This window comes from Pseudomonas sp. LS2P72 (assembly GCF_054897865.1).
The window spans coordinates 2,672,543-2,685,291 of sequence record NZ_CM142708.1; the positions used below are offsets into that span (position 1 = coordinate 2,672,543).

The 12,749-nt window shown below is 59.0% G+C and carries 9 protein-coding genes; 7 read left to right on the forward strand and 2 right to left on the reverse strand.

The window, feature by feature from the left end; genetic code table 11:
- Positions 1-262: 262 nt before the first annotated feature.
- The 3 genes from ACYZUA_RS12315 (at position 263) to ACYZUA_RS12325 (ending at position 4,663) form a co-directional block, all read left to right on the forward strand.
- Positions 263-2,833: a bifunctional diguanylate cyclase/phosphodiesterase gene (locus tag ACYZUA_RS12315; RefSeq protein ID WP_461963306.1), complete on the forward strand. Its 2,571-nt coding sequence runs from the start codon at positions 263-265 to the stop codon at positions 2,831-2,833.
- A gap of 99 nt (positions 2,834-2,932) precedes the next feature.
- Positions 2,933-3,727 (forward strand): exodeoxyribonuclease III, encoded by a 795-nt coding sequence (locus tag ACYZUA_RS12320; protein ID WP_461963308.1) that lies wholly within the window; start codon positions 2,933-2,935, stop codon positions 3,725-3,727.
- Positions 3,728-3,835: 108 nt separating this feature from the next.
- On the forward strand, positions 3,836-4,663 hold the full coding sequence (locus ACYZUA_RS12325; RefSeq protein WP_461963309.1) for an arylamine N-acetyltransferase family protein: 828 nt from the start codon (positions 3,836-3,838) through the stop codon (positions 4,661-4,663).
- A gap of 3 nt (positions 4,664-4,666) precedes the next feature.
- On the opposite strand, the gene ACYZUA_RS12330 is transcribed toward ACYZUA_RS12325, so the two are convergent.
- Both ACYZUA_RS12330 and ACYZUA_RS12335 read right to left on the reverse strand, forming a co-directional pair.
- Entirely contained in the window at positions 4,667-5,152 is a 486-nt protein-coding gene (locus ACYZUA_RS12330) for a hypothetical protein (RefSeq protein WP_461963310.1), read from the reverse strand.
- A 134-nt stretch (positions 5,153-5,286) separates the two neighbouring features.
- On the reverse strand, positions 5,287-5,748 hold the full coding sequence (locus ACYZUA_RS12335; protein WP_461963312.1) for a hypothetical protein: 462 nt from the start codon (positions 5,746-5,748) through the stop codon (positions 5,287-5,289).
- 186 nt (positions 5,749-5,934) lie between these two features.
- Here ACYZUA_RS12335 and ACYZUA_RS12340 point away from each other — a divergent pair, with 186 nt between their 5' ends.
- The 4 genes from ACYZUA_RS12340 to ACYZUA_RS12355 all read left to right on the forward strand — a co-directional run bounded on the left by ACYZUA_RS12340 (position 5,935) and on the right by ACYZUA_RS12355 (position 12,721).
- Positions 5,935-7,452 (forward strand): nucleobase:cation symporter-2 family protein, encoded by a 1,518-nt coding sequence (locus ACYZUA_RS12340; protein ID WP_461963313.1) that lies wholly within the window; start codon positions 5,935-5,937, stop codon positions 7,450-7,452.
- Between the two features lie 266 nt (positions 7,453-7,718).
- Positions 7,719-8,339, forward strand: a complete 621-nt coding sequence (locus ACYZUA_RS12345) for a TetR/AcrR family transcriptional regulator (RefSeq protein WP_461963314.1) — start codon at positions 7,719-7,721, stop codon at positions 8,337-8,339.
- 177 nt (positions 8,340-8,516) lie between these two features.
- A complete protein-coding gene (locus ACYZUA_RS12350) occupies positions 8,517-9,638 on the forward strand; it encodes an efflux RND transporter periplasmic adaptor subunit (protein ID WP_461963315.1) in 1,122 nt (373 codons plus the stop codon).
- Positions 9,635-12,721, forward strand: a complete 3,087-nt coding sequence (locus ACYZUA_RS12355) for an efflux RND transporter permease subunit (protein ID WP_461963316.1) — start codon at positions 9,635-9,637, stop codon at positions 12,719-12,721. Before ACYZUA_RS12350 ends, ACYZUA_RS12355 begins: the two co-directional genes overlap by 4 nt.
- The last annotated feature ends 28 nt before the right edge of the window (positions 12,722-12,749 follow it).

Below are 12,749 nucleotides of genomic sequence, written 5' to 3' on the forward strand. Positions count from 1 at the left end.
GATGGCGGCGTATTCAAGCGAAGTGTTCGCTGCATTCTCGGCATCAACAGGTACGCGGGGGATGCGTGTAATTACAGGGCAGCAGCCGTCGATTGGCAATGGTTGTGTCATCGGTTCTTCATTAGCGGCAATGACTTGCGTTATCCAGGCACCAACGCCCAGCAGGGCTGCTATGGTCAGTAAAGCGTTCGGCGAGTGCCCGGTAAAAAAGCATTGCGAGCGTCGCATCCCGATCAGGCTACCGATTGACAGGATCAACTGCATGGATATGACCGCCGTTACCACTGTCGCCGCTCCCCGTCATACGCCGATAACCCGCAACCTGGTGTGGGTCGTCGGCTTGCTGTTTGTTCTGGGTGTGCTGATCGCCTTGTTGGCCTTGTTCAACATTGCCGGGCGGCTGGACGCCCAGGACCTGGCCAAGACCACGTTCTACACCCAGCGTGCGCTGGAAAACCGCATCACCGCTTCGAAAAACTACATCGCCAGTTATGCAAACTGGACGACCGCCTACGACCATTTGAACGGCAAGGTCGATGTGCAATGGGCCTACGTCGAGCAGAACCTGGGCAAAACCCTGTTCAGCATCGATCACTACGATGGCGTCTTCGTGGTCGATCATCAGCAAACCAAATACGCAGTAGTGCGCGGGTTGCAGGTGCAGGAGGCGGCGACCACCTGGCTTTCGGCATCGATGGCGACGCTGATAGAGGCAGTCCAGCGTCAGGAAAGCCTCATTGATCCGGTCAGCCAGTTCACGCTGTTCGAAGGCAAACCGGCATTGCTGACGGCTGCCGCGATCGTCCCCAATGACGAAAGGCCGGCGGTCGATCCCCAAAGCACCTCGGTGCTGGTGTTCGTCGATCAATTAAGCCCTGACAAGCTCAGTGCCCTGAGCGCCGATTATGGCTTGCATGATTTAAACCTGGCGCCTGATGGCGCCATCTCGCCCGGCAGGCCAGCCGTGGCGTTGGCGGGCACTGGCTACAGCCTGGTTTCCCGACTTGAGCAACCGGGTCACCAGTTACTTTGGTCGCTGCTGCCGCCATTGGGTGGCGCGCTGTTGGTACTGGTGTTGTTAACGGCTTATTTCTTCCGGTATGTCTTGCGCACGTCCGGGCACGTGGATGCCAGCTATACCAGCCTCGATTTATCGAACCAGGCGCTGGAGGCCAGTGAAGAACGTTTTCGCGCCGTGGCTGAGGCCGCTTCCGACTGGATCTGGGAAGTCGACGACAAGCATTGCATCTCTTATCTTTCCGGACGTTTCGCCACCGTTACCGGTTTTTCCGATCAGCAATGGATAGGGCAGGACATCGGGCAACTGCTCAATTGCGATACGCTGCCCTTGTCGCTGTGGCTGCATAAGCTCAATGAAGAACAGCCTGTCAGCCATTTGCGCTGCTCCTATCGCGATCAATTGGGGCAACAGCGAATTTGCCGGGTTTCGGCACGGCCGATCCATCGCAAGGGCGCGGTGCTGGGGTATCGCGGAACGGCCAGTGACATCACCGATGAAGTCGCCGCCCATGCCCAGATCCAGCATCTGTCGTTGCACGATGCCCTGACAGGGCTGCCGAATCGCAACAAACTGGCGCGTTTCCTCGACGAGGCCCTGGCGCAGAAAGAACATTCGGCGGCGCTGGTGCTGTTGATGATCGATCTGGATAACTTCAAGCCGATCAACGATTCCCTCGGTCACCCGGCCGGCGACGCCGTGCTGCTGGAAGTGGCCACCCGATTGCGCGAGTGCACGCGGGACATCGATCTGGTCGCCCGTCTCGGTGGTGATGAGTTCGTGCTGGTGCTCAACGGCATGGACAGCCACGCCGAAATCGACCGGTTCTGCGAGCGTTTGCTCGACAGCCTGCAGCAGCCGATTCATTACGAGCACCACACGCTGCACATCGGCGCGAGCATCGGTATCGCCTTGAGCCGGCGTCAGGGTCACATTCCCAATGAGCTGATCCGGTGTGCCGACATTGCGTTGTATCAGGCTAAATCCGACGGCAAGAAGACCTGGTGCTACTTTGCGCCGCACATGAACGATCAGATCCAGCACCGTCGGCAACTGGAAAACGACCTGCGCCGGGCGATCAAGAACAACGAGTTCGTGATGCATTACCAGCCGCGCTACAACATGGGCGGCAAGCAAGTAGTCTCAGTGGAAGCGTTGTTGCGCTGGCAGCATCCGGTCCAGGGACTGCTGAGCCCCGACGAGTTTATCCCTTTGGCTGAGCAGACTGACCTGATTGTGCCCTTGGGGCGCTGGGTGTTGCGCGAAGCCTGTGAAACGGCGCTGACCTGGCCCGGTGCGTTGATGGTGTCGGTCAATTTGTCGCCTGTGCAATTTGCCCGCAGCGATGTGGTGGAGGACGTCAGGGAGGCATTGATCCAGACCCGTTTGCCGGCCAGTCGCCTGGAGCTGGAAATCACCGAAAACGTGATGCTCATCGATGTGGAGGGCGCGTTGGCGACCATGAATGCGCTCAAGGAACTGGGCGTACGGTTGAACATGGACGACTTCGGCACCGGCTATTCGTCCCTGGGTTACTTGCGCACGTACCCGTTCGACGGGATCAAGATCGACAAGCGTTTCATCTCGTCCATGAGCGGCGGCGGCAATGACCGCGCCGTGGTGCAGGCGATTATCAACCTGGGCAAAGCCATGGGCCTGACCGTGACGGCAGAGGGCGTCGAGACCCTGGAGCAACTGGACTTCCTGGTCTCGGACCAGTGCCATGAAGTGCAGGGCTTCTACTTGAGTCGGCCTATGGAAAAGCAGGCGTTGCTGCCGTTGCTCAAGGCATCGCATGAGGAGTTTCCCGTGTAGGGGCGCGCCTTTAGTCGCCTGATTCGCTCGTAGAGGCAACTGCCGGGACGCACCCTCGGTCACAACTGGATATCGACCCTGCGTTGCGAGCATTGGCACATGAAGAACCTGAAAATCGCGACATTCAACGTTAACGGCATGCGCGCCCGACTGCCGAACTTGTTGGCCTGGCTTGAGCGAGAGCAGCCAGACATCGCCTGTTTGCAAGAGCTCAAGTCAATCGACAGTGCATTCCCCGCCGCCGAGCTTGAGGCCGTGGGTTACGGTGCGCTCTGGCAAGGTCAGTCTTCGTGGAACGGGGTGGCGATTCTGGCGCGGGATGCTCAGCCGCTGGAGAGTCGTCGAGGCCTGCCGGGTGATGATAGCGACACCCATAGCCGGTATCTGGAGGCCGCCGTGCACGGGATTCTGGTGGGCTGCCTGTACCTGCCTAATGGCAACCCGCAGCCGGGGCCGAAGTTTGATTACAAGCTGGCGTGGTTCGAGCGACTGATCCACTACGCGAAGACGCTTCAGGCCAGTGAGCATCCCGTGGTGCTGGCCGGTGACTACAACGTGGTGCCCACCGACCTCGACATCTACAACCCGCGATCCTGGCTGAAGGATGCGTTGCTGCAACCCGAAAGCCGCGAGTGTTATCAGCGCCTGCTGGCCCAGGGCTGGACCGATTCCTTGCGCCATCTGTATCCGGAGGATCGGCTCTATACCTTCTGGGATTATTTTCGCCAGCACTGGCAGAAAAACTCTGGGTTGCGCATTGATCATCTGTTGCTTAACCCGGCGCTGAGCCCTTATCTGCAGGAGGCCGGAGTCGATGCCTGGGTTCGCAACGAGCCCCACGCGAGTGATCATGCGCCGACGTGGATTCGCTTGAGTTCGCGCAAGCGGCGTTGAGATGAAGTGTGTGGCGATTGGCTAAATCAATTGTCAGTCGAAACGCTTTTTCCCTTATACATGGCGCCCATCGGCGGAGAAATCCGGCCTCTGCATAAGGACCGAGCAATGAGCGAGCGACACCTGAGCAATCTTGCGTTGTACCTGCAACGCCTGGGCTTCGACGCGCCTCCGGCGCCGACCCTGGAAACCCTGCGCCAACTTCAACTGCGCCACACCGGCGTCTTCGCGTTCGAAAACCTCAGCACGTTGTCGGGCCAGCCGGTGCTCATCGACCTGCCGTCCATCGAGCAAAAAGTTCTGCACGACGGTCGCGGCGGTTATTGCTACGAACTCAACAACCTGTTCCTGGCCTTGCTCCAGGCGCTGGGCTTCGACGCTCGCGGTATCTCCGGCCGAGTGATCATGGGCCAGCCCGAAGGCGCGTGGACCGCCCGTACACACCGCTTGAGCCTGGTCACCCTGGACGGCGTGCGCTACATCACTGACGTCGGCTTCGGCGGCATGGTGCCCACCGCGCCGCTGCTGCTCGATACCCCGGCTGAACAGTTCACACCTCACGAACCCTATCTCATCGAGCCGCACGGGGATGGCTACACCCTGCGCGCCAACGTTGGCGGCGAATGGCGGGCGATGTACATTTTCGATTTGCAGCGCCAGGAAGACATCGATTACGCCGTCGGCAACTGGTATGTCTCGACCCATCCCGAATCGTCGTTCGCCAGACAGCTGATGGTGGCGCGCACCGGCGAAGGGTGGCGCCGCACGCTGAACAACGGCAGTTTTGCGCTTCATCGGATCGGCAGTGAGACTGAACGGCGGCAAGTGACGGATGTGGATGAATTGCTGGGTTTGTTGCGCAGCGAATTCGACATTCGGGTGCCGCGGGAGGCGGCGTTGCGCCGGGTTATTGAAGGGCTGATTCAACAGCCCTGAATCTCACAGCTGCAGGCCCTCCTGCACCACCGACAGCAGATTGTCTTCGGTCATGGCGATTGCATCCGGTTGTTGCCCGGATTGATCGATCGCCTGCAGCCACCACTGCGTCTCGCCATGTCTGCTCACGGTTCGCAGCATCGAGAGTGTTTTCCCGTGAGTGCGGATCTCGACCCGCCCGGCACCATCCTCAGTGAAACGAGCGATGGGGTCGAAGGTGATGCTGTGGTGGTTGCCTTCAATCAGTAACTGGTCGATGGCGTAGTCGTAGGTCGCCCCATCAGGATGACTTTCGAAGACGTGCGTAGGCACTCGCCGGATGTTCAGCCCGGCTTCGCTGAGCGGCGCCAGCCAGGTTTCGATGAGGTGGTACAGCTCGTAAACCTGCGCAGGCCAGCTGTCTATTTGGTGATCTGCACGAAGTGTCTCGTCGGCGCTGGACTGCTGGGTTTGCTTCAGTTTCGCGGCGAGTTGGTCAGCCTTGCTCATGTCGATGTCCTATCGTGGTCTCAGTGAAAGCGTACCTCTATCAAGGTAGTGCATGTCTTGCCTTGCGTCATGTTGCCGGGAGGTTTTGGCTTCAAGGGGCTTGCCCCGCCACGGGGCAAATCGCTCAAGGGTGTTCATGGTCGTGAGAGCGTCCGTGATTTTGCGTCACGTTGGATCTTCTGGACTCGACGCCACGCCCAGTGGGTGATCAGTCCGACTGCTGCGCCATCGATCAGCCAGAACATCCACAGCAACCGCCATTCAGGGTGAAGACAGACCAGCCCGGCGATTGCCATTCCAGCCAACACGGCAGTTACCCAGTTGGCGTAACCCTTGGCGCTGAGCCAGGCGTACAGCGGCGTAAAACCCACGAGCACGGGCACCATGCCGAAGAACACGCCACCGACCAGAAAAGACACAAAGACGCCGACGCCAACCCAGAGGCCAACCTCCAGGTCAGGGGAGTCCATGGCATAGGGCAGGGCAATGACCAAGGCTTGCACGGCGACCACGGTGCAAAACGCGCCAAAGGTCAGGGGCAGAATCTGGGCAAGGTGTTCGAGTGCTGAGCGGTCTTTCAAGATGGCGGCTTCCATGTCCGTAATCGTCCGCAAGGGCTGCGGAGCGAGAGAGTTTATCAGGGACGGTGCGGCGCAAGTCTCAGGTGTTGAATGGCCATGTGTCCATAATTTGACTGATTAGTTGTATACAACTCTATAGACATTTGTCCTGAGTCTTGCATACAGTGTGCGCACAACAAAAACCAGGGAACCCCCCAAACCATGAAAACGCCCCATGTTTCACACCAACGGCCTGAGGATGAAAATCTCGGGGTCGGCGCGAATATGGCTTACGGCCTGCAACACGTTCTGACCATGTACGGCGGCATCGTGGCGGTGCCTTTGATCATCGGCCAGGCGGCCGGGCTCTCGCCAGCGGACATCGGTTTGTTGATTGCTGCTTCATTGTTTGCAGGGGGGCTGGCGACATTGCTGCAAACCCTGGGCTTACCGTTTTTCGGTTGCCAATTGCCGCTGGTACAGGGCGTGTCGTTCTCTGGTGTCGCGACGATGGTGGCGATTGTCAGCAGTGGCGGGGAGGGCGGATTTCAATCGATTCTCGGGGCAGTGATTGCCGCGTCGTTGATCGGCCTGCTGATCACGCCGGTGTTCTCTCGAATCACCAAGTTTTTCCCGCCGCTGGTCACGGGCATTGTGATCACCACCATCGGCCTGACGCTAATGCCAGTGGCCGCACGCTGGGCCATGGGCGGTAACAGCCATGCCCCGGACTTCGGCAGCATGGCGAACATCGGTCTGGCGGCGGTGACGCTGGTGCTGGTGCTGCTGTTGAGCAAGATCGGCAGCGCGACCATCTCGCGTTTATCGATCCTGTTGGCCATGGTCATCGGTACAGTGATCGCGGTGTTCCTTGGCATGGCGGACTTCTCGTCTGTCGCTCAAGGCCCGATGTTCGGTTTTCCGACGCCGTTCCACTTTGGCATGCCGACCTTCCATTTCGCCGCGATCCTGTCGATGTGCATCGTCGTCATGGTGACCCTGGTGGAAACCTCGGCCGACATCCTCGCCGTCGGTGAAATCATCGGCACCAAGGTCGACTCCAAACGCTTGGGCAACGGCCTGCGTGCCGACATGCTGTCGAGCATGTTCGCGCCGATCTTCGGCTCCTTCACCCAGAGCGCGTTCGCCCAGAACGTCGGGCTGGTGGCGGTGACCGGGATCAAGAGTCGCTTCGTGGTGGCTACCGGCGGTTTGTTTCTGGTGATCCTCGGGTTGCTGCCATTTATGGGTCGCGTCATCGCCGCTGTACCGACCTCTGTCCTCGGCGGCGCCGGTATCGTGCTGTTCGGCACCGTGGCGGCCAGCGGTATTCGTACGCTGTCCAAGGTCGACTACCGCAACAACGTCAACCTGATCATCGTCGCCACCTCCATCGGTTTCGGCATGATCCCCATCGCTGCGCCGAGCTTCTACGACCATTTCCCAAGCTGGTTCGCCACGATCTTCCACTCGGGCATCAGCTCGTCGGCGATAATGGCCATCGTGCTGAACCTGGCCTTCAACCACCTCACTGCCGGTAACTCGGATCAACAGTCGGTGTTCGCAGCCGGCACTGAACGAGTCCTGCGTTATCAGGATCTGGCAGCGTTGCGCGAAGGGGATTATTTCAGCGAAGGCAAACTGCGTGACTGCGACGGGAATGAGATTCCGGTGGTGGAGGTGGCTCATGCATCAGACGAGCACCACCCCATCCATGCGAAAAGCAGTGAGCATGTCTGACGGTTTATAGCCGCAGGATCAAAAGATCGTCCGAACGCGGCCCGAACCTGCGGCAGCTCCTACAGAATTTGTGTTCGCCCGATGAATCACGGGTGTGCGCGATTCCCATGTGGAGCTGCCGCAGGTTAGGGCCGCGCTCGGACGATCTTTTGACTTTATAAAAAACCAAGGAGGTGCATGCAATACCTGCGAAAGGGTTGATTTGTGACGTTTTTTAAAGTTGGTCACAAGTTGTCAACCACCGTAGGGATGAGTAAGCTGCTCGCATGAATCAGCCATCCGTTTCTTCGCCCAGCGCCCGTGGCCCAGCCGATCACGACATTCGAAACCAGATTGTCGCGGCGGCCAACGAACATTTCAGTCAGTACGGTTACGGCAAAACAACGGTTTCTGACCTCGCCAAGGCCATCGGTTTTTCCAAGGCTTACATCTACAAGTTCTTTGAATCCAAGCAGGCGATTGGTAACGCTATCTGTACCAATTGCCTGACGGAAATCGTTGCAGCTGTGGAGCAGGCCATCAATGCAGACGGCATCTCCCAGACTGAGCGTTTTCGGCGATTGGTCAAAACCCTGATCGCTACAGGTGTGAGCCTGTTCTTTAACGACCGTAAACTCTATGACATCGCGGCGTTCTCCGCGTCGGAGCGCTGGCCGAGCTCGCAAGTCTATGACGCTCAGATCAAGAACTTTGTGTTGCAAATCGTGCGTGAGGGGCGAGAGCTCGGCGAGTTTGAGCGCAAGACACCGCTGGACGAGACGGTAGAGGCGATTCATCTCGCTCTGCGGCCCTTCATCAATCCTCTGCTATTGCAGTACAACCTCGATTTTGTTGAAGAAGCCCCTTCTCTCATCTCCAATCTTGTTCTGCGCAGCCTGATGCCTTAAACCTCTGCTGACGGATGCGCTACGCATCCGTACCAGCGTGTGCGTCTGAAAAAACTGGATATCAAGCCTCTTTGCTTTGCCCTGATCAAGTGGGCGATGTTCATTCGTCTCGGTAGTGACTATTGACAGAAATGGTCACTTGAATAAGCATGGTGCATTCGCTACCGAGAGGTCTTTATGATCCAGCGCCACCGCATGTCACTCATTTTCATTGTCGTATTGCCGCTTGCTCTGACGGCCTGCAACGAGGCCACGCCTGCCGATCCTCGCCTTCAAGTGCCCTTGGTTCGCATCGGCGTGGTTCAGCCCTCCGCGCCTGCGGCACGGGTATTCACCGGTATCGTCGCGGCTCGAGTTCAGAGCGATCTCGGTTTTCGGGTGCCTGGAAAAGTCTTGGAGCGCTTGGTGGACTCTGGACAGAGTGTCAAGCGTGGGCAGCCAATCATGCGCATCGATGCCAACGACCTGACACTGACCGCGAAGGCGCAACAGGAATCGGTGCTGGCCGCTATGGCCCGAGCCCGGCAGGCCTCCGATGATGAGCGTCGCTACCGTGACCTGGTGTCCGTCGGAGCGGTATCTGCTTCAGCTTACGCAGGGTTCAAAGCGGCTGCCGACTCGGCGAAAGCCCAACTCAATGCGGCCCAGGCCCAGGCTGATGTGGCGAAAAACGCGACCGGTTATTCGACGTTGCTGGCGGATGCTGATGGGGTTGTGGTGGACACTTTGGCTGAGCCGGGGCAGGTGATTGGTGCCGGTCAGGTGGTGGTGCGTGTTGCCCATTCAGGGCAGCGCGAGGCGGTGATCCAGTTGCCCGAGACGCTCCGTCCTGCGTTGGGCACTGCGGCGACGGTTGAGCTTTACGGCCAGCACCAGACTGCAGGTAAAGCGCGTTTACGCCAGTTGTCCGACTCTGCCGACCGACAGACCCGAACGTTTGAAGCGCGTTATGTGCTGGAGGGGGAACTCTCCAATGCCACCCTGGGTTCGACGATCTCAGTGGTTATCGCTGACACGGAGGTTGCTGATGCCAAGGAATTACAGGTGCCTATAGGGGCCCTCTACGACGCGGGTAAAGGCCCGGGTGTCTGGCTGGTGGGCGGGGAACCTGAGCAGGTGGCATGGCGCCCGGTCAAGGTTCGCAGCCTGAATAACGAGGCCAGCGTGCGCGTGACGGGTGATCTGCAGGTGGGTGATCGTGTTATCGCATTGGGTGCTCACTTGCTGAGTGAGGGAGAGAAGGTCAGGACTGAACTCGCCGATGCTCCGCAAAATTCAGTGGTTGAGGTGAGTCGATGAGCGGCTTCAATCTTTCGGCGCTGGCCGTACGCGAGCGCTCGATCACCCTGTTTTTGATCCTGCTGATTTCTGTGGGTGGGTTGTACGCCTTCTTCAAACTGGGGCGTGCGGAAGACCCCGCATTCACCATTAAACAAATGACGGTGGTCACCGCCTGGCCTGGGGCGACGGCCCAGGAGATGCAAGACCAGGTGGTAGAAAAGCTGGAAAAACGCATGCAGGAACTGCGTTGGTACGATCGGACCGAGACCTTTACCCGGCCCGGCTTGGCGTTCACCACGGTTTATCTGCTCGATAGCACGCCACCCTCAGCCGTCCAGGAGGAGTTTTACCAGGCGCGCAAGAAAATCCTGGATGAGCAGAAGGGGTTGCCGTCCGGGGTGATCGGCCCGATGGTCAATGATGAGTATTCCGATGTCACCTTCGCGCTCTATGCGCTCAAGGCCAAGGGCGAGCCGCAACGTCTGTTGGTGCGCGAAGCCGAGAGCTTGCGCCAGCGTCTGCTGCATGTGGCGGGTGTGAAGAAGGTCAACATCATCGGTGAACAGGCCGAGCGCATTTTTGTCGAGCTGTCCTACGAGCGTTTGGCGACACTGGGCATTTCCGCACGAGACATCTTCAGTGCGTTGAACACGCAGAACATGATAACGCCGGCCGGCTCAGTTGAAGCGAAGGGCCCGCAGGTTTTCATCCGCCTGGATGGCGCGTTTGATGACCTGCAGAAGATTCGTAATACCCCACTGACAGTGCAGGGCAGAACCCTCAAGTTGTCCGATGTGGCTGAGGTCAAGCGCGGTTATGAGGACCCTGCGAAGTTCCTGGTGCGCAACAATGGCGAGCCCGCATTGTTGCTCGGCGTGGTCATGCGCGATGGCTGGAACGGTCTGGATCTGGGGAAGTCGCTGGAGGCCGAGGCGACAGCGATCAACGGGCAGATGCCTTTGGGCATGAGCCTGACCAAGGTCACGGATCAGGCGGTGAATATTGACGCCTCCGTCAATGAGTTCATGGTGAAGTTTTTTGCTGCCTTGGGCGTGGTGCTGCTGGTGTGTTTTCTCAGCATGGGCTGGCGTGTCGGCGTTGTGGTTGCCGCGGCGGTGCCGCTGACCCTGGCGGCCGTGTTCATTGTCATGGCGGCCACGGGCAAAGACTTCGATCGAATTACCCTGGGCTCGTTGATTCTGGCGCTGGGGCTGCTGGTGGACGACGCAATCATTGCCATTGAAATGATGGTGGTGAAGATGGAGGAGGGCTATGACCGAATCAAGGCCTCCGCTTATGCCTGGAGCCACACGGCCGCGCCGATGTTGTCGGGGACGTTGGTGACGGCGATCGGTTTTATGCCCAACGGTTTTGCCAAGTCGACCGCTGGTGAGTACACCGCGAACATGTTCTGGATCGTTGGCATTGCGCTGATCACTTCCTGGGTGGTGGCCGTGGTGTTTACCCCTTACCTGGGCGTCAAACTGCTGCCGCAGATCGAGGTGCCTGAAGGCGGGCATACGGCGATTTACGGTACGCCGAACTACCAGCGTTTCAGGCGCCTGCTGGGCAGTGTTATCCGCCGCAAAGGCCTGGTGGCGACATCCGTCGTGGGCTTGTTTGTTGTTGCGATTCTGGGCATGGGCGTGGTCAACAAGCAGTTCTTCCCAACGTCCGACCGACCTGAGGTGCTGGTTGAGGTGCAGATGCCTTATGGCACCTCTATCGAACAGACTGATGTGGCGGCGGCCAAGGTCGAGGCGTGGTTGGCTCAGCAGCCGGAGGCCAGGATCGTCACCGCTTACATTGGCCAGGGCGCGCCGCGCTTCTACTTGGCGATGGCCCCTGAACTACCCGATCCATCCTTCGCAAAAATCGTCGTCCTGACCGCGAGTCAGCAAGAGCGTGAGGCGCTCAAGCTCCGCCTCAGACAAGCGGCGGCCGATGGCTTGGCGCCTGAAGCTCGGGTGCGGGTGACACAGTTGGTATTTGGTCCTTATTCACCGTATCCGGTGGCCTTTCGGGTGATGGGCGCCGACTCCGCGGTGCTACGAGATATCGCCGCGCAGGTACGTGCAGTCATGACCGCCAGCGCCCAGATGAGAACCGTCAACACTGACTTGGGCGAGCGCACACCGGCGCTTCATCTCACGCTGGATCAGGATCGCCTGCAAGCATTCGGCTTGACCTCGACCGACGTCGCGCAACAGCTGCAATTCCTGCTCACGGGGGTGCCTGTCACCGAGGTGCGTGAGGACATTCGCTCGGTTCAGGTGGTGGCTCGTTCGGCGGGGGAAACCCGTCTGGATCCGTCGAAAATTGCCGCCTTCACGCTGACCGGCGCCCAAGGCCAGCGCGTGTCGCTGTCCCAGGTAGGGGCGGTGGATGTGCGCATGGAAGAGCCCATCCTGCGACGGCGTGATCGTACGCCGACAATAACCGTGCGCGGTGACGTGGCTGAAGGTCTTCAGCCCCCCGATGTCTCCAACGCCTTGATAGCGCAGTTGCAGCCCATCATCGAAAAACTGCCGGCGGGCTACCGCATTGAGTTTGCCGGCGCGATCGAGGAGTCGGGTAAAGCAAACAAGGCATTGCTACCGTTGTTCCCGATCATGATTGCGCTGATGTTGCTGACCATCATCATTCAGGTGCGCTCGATGTCGGCAATGATGATGGTGTTCGCCACCGCGCCTTTGGGCCTGATTGGTGTGGTGCCAATTCTGCTGCTGTTCCAGCAGCCGTTCGGGATCAACGCCTTGGTGGGACTGATAGCCTTGTCAGGGATTCTGATGCGCAACACGCTGATCCTCATTGGCCAGATTCACTCCAATAAGCAAGCCGGTCTGTCGCCTTATGACTCGGTGGTCGAAGCCACTGTGCAGCGTGCACGGCCAGTGATTCTCACGGCACTGGCGGCGATGCTGGCGTTCATTCCGCTGACCCATTCGGTGTTCTGGGGAACGCTGGCCTACACGCTGATTGGCGGTACGTTTGCCGGCACCGTGCTGACCCTGGTGTTCCTGCCAGCGATGTACGCCCTCTGGTTCAAGATCAAGCCTGAGCCCGCGCATGAGCTTGCAGCGAACACTCATGTTGCTTGATACCTGCGTGCCTGGATCGTCTCAAAAA